Below are 17,679 nucleotides of genomic sequence, written 5' to 3'. Positions count from 1 at the left end.
CCGCTCCGGCCTGCGGCCTACGCCACTGTCCCTCCGGGACAGACAAGCGCGAAACCCGTTGCTGCGCAACGGATTCCGGGACATCGGGAAACTTCGTTCCCCGCTGCACGGCAACTGCGTTGCCGGAAACCGTTGCGGCGTAAGGCTTTCAGAACTTCACGCCGTGAAAACCGTTGCGGCATAAGGGATTGCGCTCCGCGCAACCCGGAAACCGTTGCAGCGTAACAGATCCCCGGACCTGCGGCCCGGAAACCGTTGCGGCACAACGGAATCCGCCACGGCATCGACCGGCCTCACTCCCGGCGCCGAAACCAGCCGACCAGCGGCCCCGAGACATCGACAGACCCCAGCGCCGAGGCGGTCGAGGCATCGAGCGGCGTCGCGGGTAGGGCGGGGGTCCCCGTTGGCCGCGCGGGCATAGACCGCCGTGCCCCCCTCGGTCGCGGGCCGGATGCTGACGGCGGGCGATATCCGAGGTCGGCGGTTTGGGTCGGCCGGGGACCCCCTACGCCGACCAGGGTAGCGGCGGGGCCGCTGTGCGGGCCGCTCCCGGCCGATAAGCGGCGTGTCTAGGGGGCGAGTAAGGCCGGGGCTGTCCAGGGCCTCACAGGGCGTCTGAGCGGGCCGGGCCGACTAGGGCGGCCGGGGCATCGGCGTACGTCGAGCGGTGCCGCATCGTTCTCGGTCTGTATTGCCTGGTCAGGGCTAGGCCGGCGGTCGAGGGTCGTCGATCGGCGGGCGCGGCGGGGCGTGCTCATGGTCGGGGTCGAGCATGACCCGGCCGCAGTCGGCCGCGCGGCACACCCACTGCCTCCCCATCCCCCCGCAACAGTCCGCCGCGCCCCATGTCGGGACCGGCCCCGGGTGACCGGCGGGGCACTCCCCCGGGGCGTCCTCGGCCCACGTCGGCGGGCCGCCGTTGCGGCCGGGCCGCCGGATCAATCGCACCATCGGCCGACCGTACCGCCGGGCCGCCGGGCGGCCCCAGCTCGACCAGGACGGCCGACCAGCGGCCCGGGGTAGTCCAGGACACCCCCGGGCCTCTCAGACCGTCTGAGGCGGCACGGCCGACAGGTACCGGCCGCGCCGTTCGTCCAGGGTGGGCACCGATGCTCCCTGGTCGTGCGGGTCGGCCAGCCATTCAGCGATGCGGGCGTATTTCTCGGTCGTCGTGTGCCCGTCCCACGTCGGCCCGTACGCGGTCACGTGCCAGGAAACTTGACCGGTCGGCAGGTCGATATAGACCACCGGCCACTCTGTGCCGTACGCCGGATCAACGCCGATACCGGCCGACAGACCGGCGGCGACGGCGGCTCCCAGGGCGACCAGGACGGCGCGGTTCCGGCGGGCGTAGGCGTCGCCCTGGTCGAGCGCTTCCGCCGGGTCGAGCTGCCCCAGCTCGACCGCCATCGACGGATCACACGCGGTGATCTCCCGCAGGGCGGCGGCGAGCCGGTCGAGGGCTGCCGCAACGGCGGGATGGCTTACGGGCCAACCGATCCGGCCTCCGGGGTCACTGGTCATGGTCGGCCCGTTCCTCGGCCGCCTCGGGCAGCATCGGGCCGGTTCCCCGAGGCGACCGGTAGCCCCAAACCATGAGGCAGGCACCGACGATCAGGAGTAACACCATGCGGTTGAGCGCAACGCTTCCGGGCCGCACCTTGCTTGCGGCGTACAGTCCGCCGACCAGGGCGGCGGCGGCATAGCCGGACGCCAGTAGGGCGGCGAGGCGGGCGTGTTCGCACAGCGGCTCACGCGGGACGTAGGTCACTGGCCTTCATCTCCTTGAAGAGCAGGAAGATTGCGAATCCCACGAAGAAGACCCCGAGGATGCCGGACACGCATCGAACGATGTTGGTTGGCATCCAGAGATCGGCAATCTTGTCCGCCAGTTTGGCAACGCTGGCAAGCGGGCCGAGTCCTTCCGTGATGGCGTCAGCGATCGACTCAAATATTTGGTTGCCGTACTGACGGGTGGACGATTGGTGATTGTCGCTCGGGTCGCCGTCGAACCGTTGGGCCAGCCGGTCACCTAGGGGGGCGTTGTCCCCGGGGGTAAGCGGGTCGAGCCACCCCCCAACGTCGTTCAGCTGATCCTGAAAAGGGATCTCGCGCGGATTCATCGGGCCGGGCGAACCGGTCGGCCCGGGAATCGGGTCGCGTAGCGGGTCAACAGGTTGTGTCATCTCTGACCTTTCAAGGGGTAGCGAACTTCACGGCGTGAAGAAACGGCGGGGCTAGGCGTACCGAATATCTGGCAGTTCTTCCCCTTCCCTACTCGATGCTTGGCGGATTGAATGCGCGCAATTCACGCACGCGGGAACCGTGCCCTTTACCGCCGGATTAGACCAGGAAATTTCCACGATTACTCCGAGGCTCGGGCATTCCCTGCCCCCGACAAGAATCGGGCAGGCACCGGGAACCCTGCGGCGATGATCCGAGAATGAAAATCCGAGCGCTTGAATCAGCCGGGCAATAGGCACACTGCCCGATGATTTCGGCGCGGGCGGGCCGGAATTGTCCGGGGCCGCGACGGGGCGGGGCGACGAATTGCGGGCCGGTCGAGGCGTTCGGGAGTCCAGGAATTGCCGGGCCAAATCGCGCAGGGCGCGGGCGGTCGAGGGACCGGGGTCGTCGTCCTGGTCGGCGTCGTCCTGGTCGTCCTGGTCGAGCGGTTCGGCGTCGTCCTGGTCGTCGCCGTCATCGAGAGCGGCCGACGTTCGGGCACGGATCGACGCGCGGATAGCGGCGGCCCGTTCGGCGGCCGACAGCATCGGGAGCCGGTCGGCCGGGGTCGGCGCGGCGGCCGGGAGCTGCGCGGCGGCCCCGAAGAATCCGGCCCCGTTCGGGTGAACCTCGCGTGCCGGCGGGTAACCCTTCCGGCTCCCGGTCGTTGCGGCGGCCGGTCGAGGCGGCGCGAACCGGGGAGCGGCCCGAGGCGGCGGCGCGACCGGCGGCCCGGCGGCGGCTCCCCGGCGGGCGCTGGGGCCGACGCGGGCGGCCACGCCGCAGGTCTTGCACCGGACGGTCGAGCTGTCTGCGGCGGGCGACATAAAGCCATGACCGCAGGGCGGTAATAGGTACCGCGCAGCGGTCGAGGTAGCGGCCATTTAATTCCCCCCGTAAACCGGCCGGGCGTCGGCATGCGGCCCCGGTTTGCATGCATGCGGCCGACCCCCGGCCCTTTCCCGATGAATCTAAGCGCTCCCGCATGCATGCGGCCCCCGTTCTCGCATGCATGCATCGAAAGCATGCACAGAACGGGGGCCGCATTAAAAGGGCCAGAAAAGGGACCGAAAAGGGTGCGTTGAATTAGGCGGCGGCGGCCTGGTCGAGTCCCTGCCGGTACTCGGCGAGACGCCGGGCGTACGTGGCCCGGCTGATGCCCCAGCGGTCGAGGGCTTCCCGGGCGGCGGCGTTGAAGCCGACCCCCGGCCGGATCGATGTCGGTAGCCAGTCCGAGAAGGTCACGGGGGCGGTCTCATGGGCGGTGTCAGAGGCAGTCTCAGCGGCCCGCAGGGCCGGTGTCAGCATGCCCCAGCGGTCCCCGTTCGGGAGTCTCACGGGAGCTGTCTCACCGGTCTCTGAGACCAGCGCCGGAGCGGTGACCGGGGCCGCCTCGTGCGTTTCCCGGGCAGGGGAGAGGATCGATCCCACGGCGGCCACGCAACCGAGCAGGGTGTCCACGCACCAGGGGGCCGCCGTCCAGCGCCACCACTCCGCCAGGATGACCGCTCCCCCCTCGTCGGCCAGCCACCGAACGGACCGGCGGATTCCGGCGACCAGGGCGACGGCGGCGGCGATGCCGACCAATCCGTCTGCGTCGCGGAAAATCAGGTATTGCGCGACGGCGATGAAGATCCCGAATACGGTCGTCCCGAGAATGAATCGGCCACGTGATCCGATATTGCCGAGGTCGAGGCAATGAATTGCGGCGGCGGACATGATGATGAGAAAAGCGAGCATGGTTATTCTCCGAATTGGGTTTCGGTTCGTTCTGTTCGGCCGGGGTTCAATCGAGCCGAGCGGAGCGATTCTTTTTGCGCGTTGAAATGAGGCGGAAGTTCACGCCGTGAAATCGGCCGGGGCTATTTACTGCCCCCTGCGGCTAGTCCGCTGTGTGCTGCTGTCACAATATGGTTGCTCCGTGGTTGGGTCATGGAGTAGCCGGGCCGCATCGCGCATCGGGGTTCAAATCGAATGCGCGGGCGGCCCGCACTACTTTTCGGGTCCTAGTGCGGCCGGTAGATGTCGGCCCGGCCGTCAATGTCGATCACATGCACCGTGTGCGTTTTGTCGTCGATCCTGTAGGTGATCCGGTACGTGGATTTACGGGCAACCCACTGACCGGCGAGCAACGCCCGGAGCGGCTTACCGACCCGTCTCGGGTTTTCTCGCAGAGCACCGTGAATCAGTTCAAACGCAGCAACGGCAACGGCTTCCGGCAACTCTTCGGACAATGCCCGGCGGGCAGCTCGACCGATGGTTACCCGGTACCGATCGTCATCGGTCACGCGGCCGACCGGCCGAACCGCCTAGCCATAATGGCTTCCATTTCTTCAAGGGTGGTCACGTCCCCCGAGGCGGCGGCCGACTCCGATTCGGCAATGCGCGCCAGGGCGATCGGGTCACTGATCAGTGACAGGGTTTCCATGATGGATTCGTAGTCGTCGGCGGCGAGCACGACGGCGGCCGGTACGCCGTTGCGGGTGATCGTCAAGGCATCGTGCGTACGCACCACATCATCGATCAGGGCGGATAGCCGGTTCCGCGCCTCGGCAAGCGGTAGAACAGTCATAGCCATAATTCTAGCCAATCTCTCGATGTGATGCGAGGCATTGGGTGCGGCCGGTCGCGGGCCGCTGTGCGGGCCGTAGAGCGGTCGAGGCGGCCCGGGGGTATCGGCGTCCGGGGTCGGCCCCGTTCGGCCGGGAGCGGGCCGCACAGCGGGCCGGGCGGCCGGTCGAGGCGGGGCGGGTCGAGGCGGTCGAGGGCGACCAGGCCGACCACGGCGACGGCGATCACGGGCCGTGACGGGGATTCACCCGGAAGGGTGCCCCCGCCGGCCTCACCCGTTCGGGCGATCTCGAGTTCCGGCGCCGGGGCCGCGGCCGGGGCGTTTCCCCAGGTCAGCGGCGAGAACGCCGGACCGGCGGCGCGTCAAATCACGATTCGCCGATCGCACAGCGCGTTATATCGGCCGTCAGTTAAGTCCGGCCTTACCGTGATCAGTGTCGACATACACGCACGAAAGGTAGTGGAACACCGATGGCTCACCTGAGCGAAACGGAAGAGAGGGAGCTAGCGCGGTTGCTGGCACTCAAGAACGGGGCCGACGCGGAACCGGTGATCGTCCGGATGCCCGACAATCGGGAGGTGATCCTCCGGGGGAAGCACGCGGCGGATTTCCTTGTGCGGGAAGGGCTTGCGCTCCCCCGTACGGTCGCCAAGGCGACCGGCCTCGATGACGACGGGCCGGATGTGGACATCGACGAGGACGGCGACGTGACGTTGACCGGCGGCGGCCGGGGCGACGGCGAGCACAAGCGGCCCCGGTACTACTAGGGCGGGCGCACAGCGGCCCCGGGATCTTCACGGCGTGAAGTTTCCGGGGCCGCTTGCTGTCTGCTCTAGGGCACCCGTTCGGCCAGTGCCCGGATGTGCGGGATTCGCTCGACCAGGTGCCGCCATTCGTCAGGGGTGAGCCGTACCTGTCCCCCGGCCCCGTCCGGCCCCGGCTGCTCGATGACCCATACGTCCGGCACGTCGCCCGGGGCCGCGTGGAATGCGAGCGTGACCCTTTCGGACAGTGCGTAGCGGTGCTCGGTCATGTTGTCCCTTTCCGTTGCGGCGCAACCGTTCCCCGGGCGCGGGCCTTTCCGGCGGCTGTCTTGCATCGGGTACAGATCCCGAACCCGGACAGTAGGACGGCACCGGGGTATAGCCGGGAGTGGTCGTCGCCGGTTCGTTGGACGGGGACGCCGGTCACGGGGTCGGGTCGGACGGTGTGTAGGCCGCGCATGTCGGGTTGTCCGCATTGGTCACAGCGGTACTCATCGGCCGGTTCGTGAGCGGTGGAACCGTGGTCCCGTAGGCAGTCGAGGCAAGTGATTCCGGCGGTCGGGCACATCACGCAGGCCACGGCTACGGGTTGTGGCGAGGCGTTCAGGTGCTCGCACAGTGGTTGCGGCGTGGTGGTGACCAGGGCGAGGAATTCGCGGTGCCGGGCGGCGAGGCGGGGGAATAGTTCGTGCCCGTCGGTACGCCGTACGCCGTCGGTCATGCGTGAGTATGAGTGTATGAATCCGGCGGCGGCTAGCGCGGTTTCCCTATGTGCCGCAACGGTTCCCAGCCATTCGGCCGCCGTTGCCTCGGCCGCTTTCCGGTCGGCCGGTCGGGCGGTTTTCAGGGCGGCGAGGGTTGCGGCGGCGGTGTCGGCGGCGTCGGCCGCCGTTGCCTGCTCGTTGCGGTTCGCGCGGCGTTGTGTGCGGGCCGCTTCACGGCGGCGGCGTAGTTTCTTGTCGGCGGCCCTACCCATGTCGGCCATCCTTCCGCTAGGCATTCATCAATGGCAACGGGTTGAGGCGGAAAACGTTGCTGTGTAACGGATCGGCCGTCCGGGCAGTGTTGCCGGGACGGCCGGTCAAACGGCGTTCGTCAACTGCCGGCCGAATCGGCAGGCGTCAAATTCGTTGGGGCATAAGGGATTCCTACGCGGGCGGCTCGATGCCAAGAGACGCATACGCCCGGTCGAGGTGACCGCATACGGCGTCGCCCCGTGCTTTCCCGTCGCTGTGCGGGGCTAGGAACACGTCGTGATGCTCGTAATACTCGGCGTCGTCGGCGGCGGCGTGTCCCTCGATGACCGCGCACGCGGCGTCGAGCTGCCCGGCCAGCACGAGCAATTCAACGAGCGGTGTCACTTCGGAGCATGTGAGGTGCCGCATCGCTTCCCCGGAATGCGTCAGCCGTTGCCCTAGGTCGGCAATCACCCCTGCCGCTTTCTCGGCGTCGAGGGGGACGTGTCGGCATTGGGTGGGGATCTTCACGGCGTGAAGTTCCGGCGGGTCGGCGTCGAGGTCGAGGGCCAGCATCCCATACGCCGCAACGGTTTCCGGTTCCATGTCACCATTCCCGACAGCGGCGATAACGGCGTCCCGTTCGTCCAGCGGCACGGGGTCGGCAGGGTCGAGGGACGGACGCCAGACGACACGCAGCATGAGCCGACCATCCGGGCCGGTGTCGAGGCCGGTCACGATGCCGACCCGGCCGCCCTGGTCGGCCACGGCCGAGGACAGACCCCCGAAGCTAGGCCGCAAACCGAGCGGCCCCGGTTCCCCGTGCATCACGAATCCATCAGCGTCCAGGGTGCGGGGGTCGGCCGCCCGTTCGGCCCTGATGAGCGCTTCCCGGGCATGAGCCAGGATTTCTTTCGACCCCCGGGCGGTCGTCCCGTCCGCGTAGTCGGCCTCTAGCTGTCCATCGGGGAGCGTGCGCGTTCCGAGCCAATACCGTTGCCCTGTAAGGCAAATCATGTCGGCAGTGACGGCGGCAAGGTCGCGGGCGTCCTGTAGTTTGCTCACCGGTTCGGCTCCGATTCCGTTGGGGGATAAGGGTTTCCGGGGAAGTCTGGCACCGGGGGCCGACAGTTCCGGGCCGCTGGGGCGGCCGGTCGGCCCGGTTCACCCGAACGGTTCCGAGGCGGCCCGGCCGGTCGAGGCCGGTTCGGTCGGGTTTGCCCGTGTCTATGTGACTTCCGGTGACACAGACGATCGTCTCCGAGGCTGTGACCAGGGAAAACGCTTCCGGCGCCCAAAAGGCCGGCGGGCACGCAGAGTGAAAATCGCGCCCTGGTCGGGCAGCTCGACCAGGGCGACCGGCGGCCGGTCGAGGGCGGGCCGCTGTGCGGGCCGCAGGGCGACCAGGGCGGGCTGGGGCTACCGGCGTCCGGGGTCGGCCCCGTTCGGCCGCGAGCGGGCCGCACAGCGGGCCGGGCGGCCGGTCGAGGCGGGGCGGGTCGAGGCGACCGGCGGCCGGTCGAGGCGGGGCCGCTGTGCGGGCCGTAGAGCGGTCGAGGCGGCCCGGGGGTACCCGTGTCTAGGGTCGGCCCCGTTCGGCCGGGAGCGGCCCGCACAGCGGGCCGGGCGGCCGGTCCGGTCGAGGCGGTCGAGGGTTAGGCGGCGGCGTGACGTTGCACGCGGCCCGTGCCGGTTCGGCGGGGCGGGGCGGCCGGGGGCGGGGCGGGGTGCTTCCGTTCCCAATCGGCGGCAAGCCGGTCGAGGGCCTTAAGCCATGCCGTGTGTTCCCGCTCGATTTCGCGGCCCGATTCGTCGGCCATGCCTGTCTCTCTGATCCGTTGGGGCGTAACAGGATCAGGCTAGCGGGACAAACGGGCCGGGGCCGGACCGATCATCGGTCCGGCCCCGGTAGGGCGGTGCGTGTTGGTGCTAGGTGTGGTCGGCCGCTACTTGCGCGGCGGCGGCACGAGCGGCGGCCCGGCCGGTCGAGGCCGGTTCGGGTTCGTCGTACCACTCGTCAAGGTCGCGCTGATCGGGCGTCGTGCAGTCGAGGACGACGGTCGGTAGCTCACCGAAAAGGATTTGGTAGTTGGACGGGAAGAAGATCGTTCCGTCCGGGAGGCGCACGGCGAGCCGTCCCATCGAGTAATCCGCTCCACGCACACGGACGCCGATGTCGCGGATGGGGCCTTTTTCTGGCATTGCTGGTGACCTTTCGCAAGAGGCGGGGCCGGGCCGATGATCGGCCCGGCCCCGGGGGCGGTGCGGATTACTCGGCGGTGTCGGCCTCGGCGTCGTCCTGGTCGGCGGCGACCAGGGCGGCGGCGATAGCGGCCCGCGCGGCGTCGCTGCCGAACCGCAGTCGCAGGGCCTCGATGATCGTGGCGTCGTCCTGCTTTGCCAGTACGTCCAGGAGCCGTTCGGCCGCCGTCTGTTCGGCCGCCTCGGGGGCGTCGTCGGCCTCGGGGGCGTCGTCGGCCTCGGCCGGGGCGGGGGCGTCGTCGGCCTCGGGGGCGTCGTCGGTCACGCCGTCACGGTCGCGCTTGTACTGCTCCCAGAGTTCGATCTGTTCGGCGTCGGGGATCGTCACGCCCGGTTCGGGCCGCTTGACGCCGGTCGTCTCGGCGATGCGCGCCTTGATCTTCACGATGAGGTTCCGGGCGTCTTCCAGGGTCATCGTTCCGGCCCGGAGTTCGTCGCGCAGGGCGGCGCAGAGGCGCAGCAGGTCGAGGCGCTGACTGACGTAGGACGCGGGCCGGGAAAGCCGGTTCGCCACGGTCGAGGACTTCCCGCCGACCGCTTGCCGCAGGTCTTCGATCTGCTCGGCCTCTTCGAGCGGCGAGAGGTCGAGGCGCTGCAAGTTCTCGATGGCCGTGAAGGCGAGCATGGTTTCCCGGGCCGCCATGTTGTCCTTCACGACGATTTCCAGGGTCTTGACGCCGTGCTCCCGGGCCGCCGTGAGGCGGCGTCCGCCGGGGATCTGAACGTACTTAGCGGCCCCGATCTTGTCGGCGTGCTCCGTGCCGTACTCGGCGTCCCACGCGGCCCGGCTGATCACGGCGATCGGGGAGATCTGCCCCTTCTTGAGCGACGCGGCGAGTTCTTTGATCTCGCGTGCCTGGTCGGCGTCGTCCAGGTCGATCACGCGACGGTTGAACGGGTTGAACGCGATCTCTTCGACCGGCACGGCGAACGGGACGCCGGACGGGGCGGCCGGAACTTCACGGCGTGAAGTCTTGGCCGGGGTCGAGGCGGCCGGGGCGGCGTCGCCCTGGTCGGGCGGGGCGGCGTTCCCGCGACGGTTAGCGGCGGCGTTAGCAAGCTGCTTGGTGAGGTCGATTCCCATGATGATCAGATGGCCTTTCCGTAGCCGAGAGACTGACAAAGGTTGGTGATGTCCGCCGCCGCATTCCGGGCGATGCGGTTTTCCTTGTAATCGAGAACGGTCACGCCTTCCAGCGCTCCCCGTGCGTGCAACTTGTAGTGCCGGACCATGGCGGGGCACAGCGGCCACCCCTGCCCCCGGGCGAAGTCAGCGAAGTAACGGGCCTCGGACGGGTCGCCGGGCGTCCAGTTGTTCAGGATGATCACGAACGGCTTTCCGGCCGCCTTGACGATCTCCACCGTGTCAATCGTCGGCTCGATGGAAAGCGCGGTGCAATCCATCGGGATCAAAACGTCGTCGCACTCTTCAAGAGCCGCATGCAAGAGCGGTTCTTCCAGGTTGCCCGCACTGTCAATGAATGCGTGGTCATGGCCGAACGTCCGCAGGGCCGGGAGCTGTCCGGCGTCGTCAATGGCGGCGTAGTCGAACGGCGTTTCCGCGCCACGTCCTTCGATCTGGCGAACCCAGAAACCGACGCTGTGCTGCTTGTCGATCGACGCGACCAGGACGGCCGGGGAGCGGTCGAGCCGGGCGGCCGGGGTGCCGGGGATTCCGAGGATCGACCGGTTCGTCTGAGCGGCGACATTCACGCCTAGCGTCGTCTTACCGACGCCACCCTTCCGGTTCGCCCAAAGGTGCAACTGTGTCACTGCATTACCTCTCCGTATGCTTTCGGCCCCGGCGGGGCCTACTTCGTAGCGGTGCCAGGACAGGAGTAGTCGAGCCGGGCCGGACACGCAAGTCACGACATCACGGCGTGTCGGGCTGAAATCTTCACGCCGTGAAGTTCACGCCGCGCGCCGCCGATCGGGCGCGGTCGATCTGTACGGGAACCTTTCCGAATCGGTCCGATGTGCAAAACCGCAGGTCAAGGCCGTGCCGGCACGGGGGTCACGTATCGACGCACGCGAGCGCGGACGGGTCGGGTGAATGAGCGCAGGCCGTGACGGTGGCCGATGCGGCGCCGGGAATCCGGCGTGCCGAATTTCACGGCGCGAATTTCACGGGATGGGATGATGTTACGGTGTGTCGCAGCTTGTTTCAGCGTGCGACATGAGAGAGGGTAGCGGCATGAGTGCTAAGAGGTGGACGATGCAACCGGTCGGGAAGATCGGTGAGCGTCTGCAATCGGCCGTTGACGATCTCCGCGATGAGGGGCTAGCGGCGAGCGAAGCGGCGGCCCTGACGTTGATTGTCGCCCGTGGATTGGACGTTATCGAGGCGGAGCGGGCGAACCGTGCCGTACGTCCTGAGCAGACAGACCGGCCGTGAACTTCACGGCGTGAAGTTCGGAAGGGGTACGCGGTGAGCCTGAAACGGGTCAAGGCGATCGACGTTAAAGAAGGCGATTCGTTGCCGGGCGCGGGTTTCGTTCTCTTTGATGCCGACCGCATGGCGGACGGTCGAGTTCGGATCGTCACGCGGCTACGTACGCAGCTATTGGAGTCGGACGCAGACGCATGGATTGAAGCGCCGGAAGAAACCCCCTGAAACGCAACCGGCCCCACGGATTGCGCCCGTGAGGCCGGTCCCTACCAATGAGGAGAGTCCAGTATGACAGAGGCTAAGCGGCCAACGGTGACCGTGGATTACAGCGCCGAGGCACCGTGCGAATTTGACTGCAATCACGTGACCGGCATTTCCACGCGGGTACGGGTTGACGGCGTGCCGGGGCATTTCGGTTGCTGGGAACGGAAGCAAGCGGCCGGGCCGGTCGAGGGCGACCAGGGCGACGCCGGGCCGGTCGAGGGCGACCAGGGCGACCAGGGCGACCAGGGCGACGCCGAGGCGGCCGAGGCCGGGCCGGAAACGTTGCGGTTCCTGGCCGATCTCGAAAAGCGGTTCGCCCCTAAGCGCCGGTCAACGATTAAGGGTCGTACGGCGATGAATCCGCCCTACTGGCGGCCGACCCTGCCGGGCGCTATGGAGTTGGTGCGATCGTCGTCCGGCTGGTCCTGGTCGCGTGAGTACGCCGGGGCAACGGTCACGCTCGACCGGTCCGGCGCATGGATCTCTGCGGCGTCGTCTGTGGACGTTGCGCACGGCAAGCTAGAGCACACCGGGCCGGGCGACCATCGGCGGCCGGGGATCTACAAGGTTGCCGTCTACCCGTGGAACGGCGACGGGCCTAACCCGTTGGGTCACGTGGTCGAGGGCGAATCGGAAGTGTGGGTCACGTGGCCCCGGTTCTCGCTGCTGGTCGAATTGGCCGAGGCGAACCGATGGCCCGACGCGGTGTGTGTGGACAGTTGGACCGGCGACCCGGTACGGCTCCGCGATTGGGCGACCCATGTCAACGCGGCCCGTACCGAGGCCATCGAGCGGCACGGCCGGGACAGCGACGAATACAACGCGGTCAAGGTGGCTTTCTCGCAAGCGGTCACGCTGATGACCGGCAAGAGCACTCCCGGGCAGCCTCGGACGTACCCGAAGTCACCGGTTCACCGGGCCGATTGGGGCTACTCGATTCAGGATCAGGGCGCGGTGACGTTGTGGCGCTGGCAGGACGATTGCCGGGCGGTTGCCCCGGAATTTCCGCCGGTCGCTATGCGCAGCGTCGATGAGTTGGTGATTCCGTCAGAGGCATTGCCTATCGTCACGACTAAGGAACGGCCCGGCGGCCGGAAGCCGTTGCAGATCGATCCGACCGGTACGAAGTTGGGCACGTTCAAAGTCAAGGGAGACGAGTAAGCCGTGGGAAAGGTCAAGACCGGCACAACGTCGGAATACGACGCAAGCGATGAGGTCGAATTGGTCGATTCGCTCGATGAGGCCGAGGAAACCTACGGCGGCGGGACGCCGACCCGGATGGGCATCACGGCGGACATCGAATGGGCGGGGACGCGGAACCCCCGGGCGAATCGCTCGACCACTCTCGACGGTCTGAACCTGCGGCCGGTCCTGACGGCTCTTGCCGCGTACCGGGCGGCGGTCGGCCGGGTGGCCGAGGCGGGCCGGGGCATCGAGCGGGCCGAACGGGCGTACGGGGCGAAAGGGTGGCACGCACAGTTGGTCGCCATCGAGCGGACACGGGCGGGCCGGGCGGCGGCCGACAGGGCGGGCCTCAACCCCACCCGCCGGACGTTTGAGCGATGGATGTCGGGCGGGCGGCCGAACGCGGCGAACCGGGCGCGCATCGCCGAGGCGTACGGGTCGGTTCGGGCCGAACGGGTCGAGCGGGAACGGGGCGCGGTCGGCCGGGCACAGTCGGCGGCGGCCAGTGCCCGTCACGCGGTCGCGCAAGCCCTCTCGGCGGCGGTGTCCGACCGGTACGGGGCAGAGGTTCGGTTCCGGGAAATCTCCAATCTGACGTTCCATCCGTAGCCGGTAACCGGCACATCGAGCGGGCCGCCCTGGTCGTCCAGGGCGGCCCGTTCCGTGTCCGGGCATAGGCGGGTTAGGACACGCCGGTACGGGGCCGCTACGGGCGTCTGAGCGGGCCGGACGGATACATTCACGAGGTCTGTTGTCGGGCCGGGTCAAAACCTGTACCGAATATGAGCGGGTAAAGGGTGCTCACGACGGCGTCCGAAATCGCCTAGGCACACCTGCCGGGGCTCGACAACAGACACACGATCGGCCGGTGCCTCGGGGGGAGAGGTACCGGCCGATCGCCGTTCCGGCCGCCGGTCGGCCGCGCGGTCGAGCTGGCCGACCAGGGCGACGGCGTACACAGAACGTGACGGGCAAAAATCGACGATCGTGGTCCGGCCGGCGTAGCCCTGACCAGGCAACAAAGATCCCGAACGATGCCGCGCTGGTCACGTTAGGTCAACGCACGGTTACATAGACAGCGCCAATATTTCCGGGCAGAAAGTTCTGGCGTGTTGGGTGTGACAGAACGTGTTTCCTGATCTACTTGTACCGATAGTGCACCGGTATAGGGAGCGATGAAGCCACATGGCCGTACGTGACGTGCGTAAGAGCGTGACGCTGGACAGCGACTTAATCGAGCTGGCCCGCAAGCGGGCTGGACTTCCCGAGGACACGAGCGACGCCGCCGTGATCCGGTACGCGCTAGCGATGATGGCCGGGGCCGATGAGTTGACGTTGGCGCGGCAGCTCGACAGCACTAAGGGGAAGGGATCTCCGAAGTGGAACGGGCAGAGCGCGCGGCGGCCGAACGTGCGGCCTTCTCGCTGGTCGACCGACCAGACAGACAAGAGGCGGGCCGCATGACGTAGCCCCAGAAAAGGGTTCGGCCCGGCGCTACCAACGCCGGGCCGAGAAAGCCCAGATCATCCGGCCGGATTTTCAAGGCATTTTCTGCTGCAATTTTGGAGCCTATTCCATGACGTCGTTTTGCCGCCACTTTGACGGCCAGAATCACCATAGTAAGTCTTGTGAACAGTTTATCGGGACCGGCGCACCGATCGCGCGGACTTCACGGCGTGAAGTTGCGGGGGTCGGCCGATGAGCGGTTTCCGCAAGCCATCCGTGAAGTGCCCGCACAATCGGGCACGGGTCGCCCCGGTCGAACCGGGCCGCCGTTGGCGCATCGAGATCGACGGGGAACCGTACACACTCGACCCTGATCGGACATGGGCGCGGTTCGCCACGTCCGACCCGGCCGACGCCGATTACGAACTGACGCGGACTCTCGGCGCAATCATGCTCGCCCATGCGCGACAGGTGCTCGGGGACTACGGCGTCACGGCAGACGAGTACATCGATGAAGTCCGCGAGATGTACCGGGCCGGAAAGCTCGTCATCGAGCGGGGCCGCGCCTACCCCGGTAAGCCGGTCCTCGACGCCATCGGCCGCGTGATCGGCTCCCGGCGGTTGACCGATGCCGAGGCGGCGGCCGAGGCGACCCGGATCGATCAGTCATGGCGGGCGGCGACCGAAAACGATCGGGGGGCGGCGTGATGGCTAAGCGTCCTCTTTGCACCGCCGGGACTATGCACACGTATCGAGGGATCGGGCGGCCGGTGATTTGCGGGCGGCCGGAGGGGCACGACGGCAAGCATTCGGATCGACACGGACATGGGGCCGGGCGGCATCGGTGGGTCGAAACCGCCCCCCTTCCCTGCGGCTACCGGGAAAGCTGCTCTGACGCTTCCGTCAAGGTCTGGCTACTTGCGACCGGCTGGACGGCGATTTGTGCCAGGCATGAGCGGCAGGCGCACGCCCGAGCGTTCCACGGAATCCGGCTCGTTGGCGGGGGTGCGTGATGGCGGCCCCGTTCGTAGACGAGTTGATCGACCACCGACCGGGCATTACGGCGGCTGTCCGGCGGCGGCGTGGGTTGTCCGATGCGGACACTTCGGCCGATCTCACGCCGGAAGAGTTCACGGTGCTGTTGGAACTTGCACAGCGGGCCGACCCTAAGACACGCGAGTGTTTCGGCGGGGCCGATACGTTCGCCCGACTGTTCGGCATCGGTGACAAGTCGAACAACCGGCGCAAGTTCGATGCGCTGGCAGATAAGGGGTACGAGGTCCGCGTACCGGTCGGCCAGAAGAAAGACGGGTCGCCGCTGTACGCGAACCGGCATCACGCGGCGACGTTCCGTTTCCCTGAGCTGTGCAAGAGTCCGGGGGCCGACGGATTCCATGACCGGGCGTTGTGCTTCCCGGGGGAGCGCTCGACCATCGGAGCGGTTGAGGCGGGGGCGGTCGATGCGCCGCCGGTCGATGCCGACGAGCTAGCACCGGCCGCATTCGTCACGGATATCCGCGATATCCGGGCGCGGGTCAACGCAGACACGTTGCGCATGTGGTCGGCCGCCCACATTGGGCGGGCACTGGCGGAAGCTGTGCGGCGGGGTGCCCCGGACAGTGAGGCACGAGAAGCGTTGCGGGATATGGCGGGCCGGGCGTATGTCAAGGCTCCCGGATTCCTGACGGGCAGCAATGCCGGTATGGAGGCCGATTGGTTCACGCTGGCCCGGCGGAACCGGGCCGGTACGGCGGCGGCCGACGTTTCCGCCGTGAAGCTCGGGCCGCCGCAGTGCGATTTCAGCGACGACGGTTCGGGTCATTGCACGAAATGCACGCTGCCTAAGCCGAACGCGCGGCACCTTGGAACGCCGCTCCCAACGGCGGAACCGGCCGGGACCGTTCTGCCCTTTCCAGCGGGCCGGGCGAAGCGTCCGGCCTAGCTGATTTCCACCCGATGCCCGGGACCGCGACCAGCGGCCCCGGGCATCGGCGCGTCTAGGGCCGGTCGGCGGCTAGCTCGTCGCTTAGGCCGTCCTGGTGACGAGCTAGGGCCGGTCGGCGGCCAGCTCGTGCCCTGATCGCGCGGTTTGCCTTTCGGGCCGGGGCGGCGATCGACGAACCTCGACCGCCGGCCTAGCCCTGACCAGGCAATACAGATAAAGACTGATGCGCCCTGGTCGCCCTGGTCGCCCTCGACGCCGGTCGCTCTGGTGACGAGCTAGCGACCAGCGACCGGCTGCCCGGCTAGCTCGTCGCTTAGGCCGTCCTGATGACGAGCTAGGGCCGGTCGGCGGCCACTGTTCTAGCTCGTCAGTTAGACGCGGGGAAGTGACGAGCTAGGGACCGGCTAGCTCGTCAGTTAGACGCGGGGAAGTGACGAGCTAGGAACGGTGGCAAATTGCGGCTAGCTCGTCAGTTAGGTGCGGGGAAGTGACGAGCTAGGGACCGGCTAGCTCGTCACTTAGACGCGGGGAAGTGACGAGCCAGGGGTTTAAGGGGGAGGGGAAACCCTCACCCCCTCCCGTTGGTCGGGGGTGAGGGGTGCGGGGAAGGGAATGGCTGACGCCCTCCCAACCTCAAAAGATCAACCCCGACCCGGACGGGCGAAGTGACGAGCTAGGCGACGGGCCGCCGGGACGGTGATCGAGTAAAGGCGAAAAGCGCATCGAGGGCCGATGGTGGACCGGCCGGGCGGGGTACACGGCGGCCCTGAGACGGCCCGGGAAGGGCGGGGGGTACCTCGGGTATGCATCCGGCCTATTTCGGGCTCCCACGGGCCGTACCGCCGGGCGGACGGGGCATGCCTGTCCGATCCTGATCACTCGGCGGCGGCCCCGAGGCCGGTGCTCCCCGGTCGCCTCGGTCGCCCTGGTCGGCTCGACCGCTTCCGACCGCAGTCCTCCGATCGACGACCCTCGACCGCCGGCCTAGCCCTGACCAGGCAATACAGATCGGGAACGATGGTGTTTCGCTCGACGGCGGCCGATGTTCTGGCCGTCCCGGTCAGCCCGACCGCCTCAGAGGCGCTGTGCGGCCCTGCGGGGCCTCGGGGGTACCCGTGCCTACGGTTGGCCCTGGTCGACCGGGAGCGGCCCGCACAGCGGCCGGACGGGGCAGTCTCGACCCCGGTCCCTGCCCCGCCCTTGACCGCCTCGACGGGCCGCCGGTCGCTGATGCCCTCTCGGGGCCGCCTCGACCGCCTCGGCGCTGGGGTCTGTCGATGCCTCGGGGCCGCTGGTCGGCTGGTTTCGGCGCCGGGAGTGAGGCCGGTCGATGCCGTGGCGGATTCCGTTGTGCCGCAACGGTTTCCGGGCCGCAGGTCCGGGAATCCCTTATGCCGCAACGGGTTTCGAGAAGCGGCCTATGTCGATGCGGTGCCGTGTCGCTGAATCCCTTATGCCGCAACGGTTTTCACGGCGTGAAGTCCGGAAACCGTTGCGGCACAACGGGTTTTGGCAACGCAGTTGCCGTGCAGCGGGGAACGAAGTTTCCCGATGTCCCGGAATCCGTTGCGCAGCAACGGTTTTCGAGGGTGTCTGTCCCGGAGGGACAGTGGCGTAGGCCGCAGGCCGGAGCGGCGGCGGGACGCCGCCCCGCTTCGCGGTGGGCGGCG

General features: G+C 68.1%; 21 protein-coding genes. 8 read left to right on the top strand and 13 right to left on the bottom strand.

The window, feature by feature from the left end; translation table 11 throughout:
- Nucleotides 1-705: 705 nt before the first annotated feature.
- The 8 genes from JIG36_RS51095 to JIG36_RS51060 form a co-directional block, all read right to left on the bottom strand.
- Nucleotides 706-951 (bottom strand): hypothetical protein, encoded by a 246-nt coding sequence (locus JIG36_RS51095; protein ID WP_203384219.1) that lies wholly within the window; start codon nucleotides 949-951, stop codon nucleotides 706-708.
- 93 nt (nucleotides 952-1,044) lie between these two features.
- Entirely contained in the window at nucleotides 1,045-1,524 is a 480-nt protein-coding gene (locus JIG36_RS51090) for a WDGH domain-containing protein (protein WP_203384218.1), read from the bottom strand.
- Nucleotides 1,514-1,771 (bottom strand): hypothetical protein, encoded by a 258-nt coding sequence (locus JIG36_RS51085; protein ID WP_203384217.1) that lies wholly within the window; start codon nucleotides 1,769-1,771, stop codon nucleotides 1,514-1,516. The genes JIG36_RS51090 and JIG36_RS51085 overlap by 11 nt, the downstream gene beginning before the upstream one ends.
- Complete coding sequence (locus JIG36_RS51080; protein ID WP_203384216.1) at nucleotides 1,752-2,186, bottom strand: hypothetical protein; 435 nt, start codon at nucleotides 2,184-2,186, stop codon at nucleotides 1,752-1,754. The genes JIG36_RS51085 and JIG36_RS51080 overlap by 20 nt, the downstream gene beginning before the upstream one ends.
- Nucleotides 2,187-2,237: 51 nt before the next feature.
- On the bottom strand, nucleotides 2,238-2,774 hold the full coding sequence (locus JIG36_RS51075; RefSeq protein WP_203384215.1) for a hypothetical protein: 537 nt from the start codon (nucleotides 2,772-2,774) through the stop codon (nucleotides 2,238-2,240).
- Nucleotides 2,775-3,312: 538 nt separating this feature from the next.
- Entirely contained in the window at nucleotides 3,313-3,966 is a 654-nt protein-coding gene (locus JIG36_RS51070; RefSeq protein ID WP_203384214.1) for a hypothetical protein, read from the bottom strand.
- 266 nt (nucleotides 3,967-4,232) lie between these two features.
- Nucleotides 4,233-4,514, bottom strand: coding sequence for a type II toxin-antitoxin system RelE family toxin (locus tag JIG36_RS51065; protein ID WP_307873261.1), 282 nt, complete (start codon nucleotides 4,512-4,514; stop codon nucleotides 4,233-4,235).
- The gene (locus JIG36_RS51060; protein ID WP_203384213.1) at nucleotides 4,511-4,798 is read right to left on the bottom strand and encodes a type II toxin-antitoxin system Phd/YefM family antitoxin; all 288 of its coding nucleotides are present in this window, start codon (nucleotides 4,796-4,798) and stop codon (nucleotides 4,511-4,513) included. The genes JIG36_RS51065 and JIG36_RS51060 overlap by 4 nt, the downstream gene beginning before the upstream one ends.
- Nucleotides 4,799-4,842: 44 nt before the next feature.
- Here JIG36_RS51060 and JIG36_RS51055 point away from each other — a divergent pair, with 44 nt between their 5' ends.
- A complete protein-coding gene (locus tag JIG36_RS51055; RefSeq protein WP_203384212.1) occupies nucleotides 4,843-5,034 on the top strand; it encodes a hypothetical protein in 192 nt (63 codons plus the stop codon).
- A gap of 276 nt (nucleotides 5,035-5,310) precedes the next feature.
- Entirely contained in the window at nucleotides 5,311-5,565 is a 255-nt protein-coding gene (locus tag JIG36_RS51050) for a hypothetical protein (RefSeq protein ID WP_203384211.1), read from the top strand.
- A 65-nt stretch (nucleotides 5,566-5,630) separates the two neighbouring features.
- On the opposite strand, the gene JIG36_RS51045 is transcribed toward JIG36_RS51050, so the two are convergent.
- The 5 genes from JIG36_RS51045 to JIG36_RS51025 all read right to left on the bottom strand — a co-directional run bounded on the left by JIG36_RS51045 (nucleotide 5,631) and on the right by JIG36_RS51025 (nucleotide 10,553).
- Entirely contained in the window at nucleotides 5,631-5,831 is a 201-nt protein-coding gene (locus JIG36_RS51045; protein ID WP_203384210.1) for a hypothetical protein, read from the bottom strand.
- An 879-nt stretch (nucleotides 5,832-6,710) separates the two neighbouring features.
- Nucleotides 6,711-7,583: a hypothetical protein gene (locus tag JIG36_RS51040; protein WP_203384209.1), complete on the bottom strand. Its 873-nt coding sequence runs from the start codon at nucleotides 7,581-7,583 to the stop codon at nucleotides 6,711-6,713.
- 864 nt (nucleotides 7,584-8,447) lie between these two features.
- Entirely contained in the window at nucleotides 8,448-8,660 is a 213-nt protein-coding gene (locus JIG36_RS51035) for a hypothetical protein (RefSeq protein WP_203384208.1), read from the bottom strand.
- A 127-nt stretch (nucleotides 8,661-8,787) separates the two neighbouring features.
- The gene (locus tag JIG36_RS51030; RefSeq protein WP_203384207.1) at nucleotides 8,788-9,864 is read right to left on the bottom strand and encodes a ParB/RepB/Spo0J family partition protein; all 1,077 of its coding nucleotides are present in this window, start codon (nucleotides 9,862-9,864) and stop codon (nucleotides 8,788-8,790) included.
- Nucleotides 9,865-9,869: 5 nt separating this feature from the next.
- Nucleotides 9,870-10,553, bottom strand: a complete 684-nt coding sequence (locus JIG36_RS51025; RefSeq protein ID WP_203384206.1) for a ParA family partition ATPase — start codon at nucleotides 10,551-10,553, stop codon at nucleotides 9,870-9,872.
- Between the two features lie 655 nt (nucleotides 10,554-11,208).
- Between JIG36_RS51025 and JIG36_RS51020 the strand changes: the two genes are divergently transcribed.
- The 6 genes from JIG36_RS51020 to JIG36_RS50995 all read left to right on the top strand — a co-directional run bounded on the left by JIG36_RS51020 (nucleotide 11,209) and on the right by JIG36_RS50995 (nucleotide 16,006).
- Nucleotides 11,209-11,394 carry a hypothetical protein gene (locus JIG36_RS51020; RefSeq protein WP_203384205.1) on the top strand — a complete coding sequence of 62 codons (186 nt, stop codon included), beginning with the start codon at nucleotides 11,209-11,211 and terminating at the stop codon, nucleotides 11,392-11,394.
- A gap of 87 nt (nucleotides 11,395-11,481) precedes the next feature.
- Nucleotides 11,482-12,594, top strand: a complete 1,113-nt coding sequence (locus tag JIG36_RS51015) for a hypothetical protein (protein ID WP_203384204.1) — start codon at nucleotides 11,482-11,484, stop codon at nucleotides 12,592-12,594.
- A 3-nt stretch (nucleotides 12,595-12,597) separates the two neighbouring features.
- Complete coding sequence (locus JIG36_RS51010) at nucleotides 12,598-13,227, top strand: hypothetical protein (RefSeq protein WP_203384203.1); 630 nt, start codon at nucleotides 12,598-12,600, stop codon at nucleotides 13,225-13,227.
- A gap of 576 nt (nucleotides 13,228-13,803) precedes the next feature.
- Nucleotides 13,804-14,082, top strand: a complete 279-nt coding sequence (locus JIG36_RS51005; protein WP_203384202.1) for a hypothetical protein — start codon at nucleotides 13,804-13,806, stop codon at nucleotides 14,080-14,082.
- A gap of 234 nt (nucleotides 14,083-14,316) precedes the next feature.
- Nucleotides 14,317-14,772 carry a hypothetical protein gene (locus tag JIG36_RS51000; protein WP_203384201.1) on the top strand — a complete coding sequence of 152 codons (456 nt, stop codon included), beginning with the start codon at nucleotides 14,317-14,319 and terminating at the stop codon, nucleotides 14,770-14,772.
- A 304-nt stretch (nucleotides 14,773-15,076) separates the two neighbouring features.
- Nucleotides 15,077-16,006 carry a helix-turn-helix domain-containing protein gene (locus JIG36_RS50995; protein WP_203384200.1) on the top strand — a complete coding sequence of 310 codons (930 nt, stop codon included), beginning with the start codon at nucleotides 15,077-15,079 and terminating at the stop codon, nucleotides 16,004-16,006.
- The last annotated feature ends 1,673 nt before the right edge of the window (nucleotides 16,007-17,679 follow it).

Source organism: Paractinoplanes ovalisporus, from assembly GCF_016834655.1.
In the GTDB taxonomy this organism is placed as follows: Bacteria; Actinomycetota; Actinomycetes; order Mycobacteriales; family Micromonosporaceae; genus Actinoplanes; species Actinoplanes ovalisporus.
This window is presented reverse-complemented; position numbering and strand designations above follow the sequence as displayed.

Bases quoted from the DNA above. Each gene is read 5' to 3' on its own strand.
- JIG36_RS51005 (WP_203384202.1), top strand. From the start codon at position 13,804: ATGGCCGTACGTGACGTGCGTAAGAGCGTGACGCTGGACAGCGACTTA.
- JIG36_RS51045 (WP_203384210.1), bottom strand. From the start codon at position 5,831: ATGACCGAGCACCGCTACGCACTGTCCGAAAGGGTCACGCTCGCATTC.
- JIG36_RS51080 (WP_203384216.1), bottom strand. From the start codon at position 2,186: ATGACACAACCTGTTGACCCGCTACGCGACCCGATTCCCGGGCCGACC.
- JIG36_RS51075 (WP_203384215.1), bottom strand. From the start codon at position 2,774: ATGCTGTCGGCCGCCGAACGGGCCGCCGCTATCCGCGCGTCGATCCGT.
- JIG36_RS51060 (WP_203384213.1), bottom strand. From the start codon at position 4,798: ATGACTGTTCTACCGCTTGCCGAGGCGCGGAACCGGCTATCCGCCCTG.
- JIG36_RS51035 (WP_203384208.1), bottom strand. From the start codon at position 8,660: ATGGGACGGCTCGCCGTGCGCCTCCCGGACGGAACGATCTTCTTCCCG.
- JIG36_RS51070 (WP_203384214.1), bottom strand. From the start codon at position 3,966: ATGCTCGCTTTTCTCATCATCATGTCCGCCGCCGCAATTCATTGCCTC.
- JIG36_RS50995 (WP_203384200.1), top strand. From the start codon at position 15,077: ATGGCGGCCCCGTTCGTAGACGAGTTGATCGACCACCGACCGGGCATT.
- JIG36_RS51000 (WP_203384201.1), top strand. From the start codon at position 14,317: ATGAGCGGTTTCCGCAAGCCATCCGTGAAGTGCCCGCACAATCGGGCA.
- JIG36_RS51095 (WP_203384219.1), bottom strand. From the start codon at position 951: ATGGTGCGATTGATCCGGCGGCCCGGCCGCAACGGCGGCCCGCCGACG.
- JIG36_RS51030 (WP_203384207.1), bottom strand. From the start codon at position 9,864: ATGGGAATCGACCTCACCAAGCAGCTTGCTAACGCCGCCGCTAACCGT.
- JIG36_RS51090 (WP_203384218.1), bottom strand. From the start codon at position 1,524: ATGACCAGTGACCCCGGAGGCCGGATCGGTTGGCCCGTAAGCCATCCC.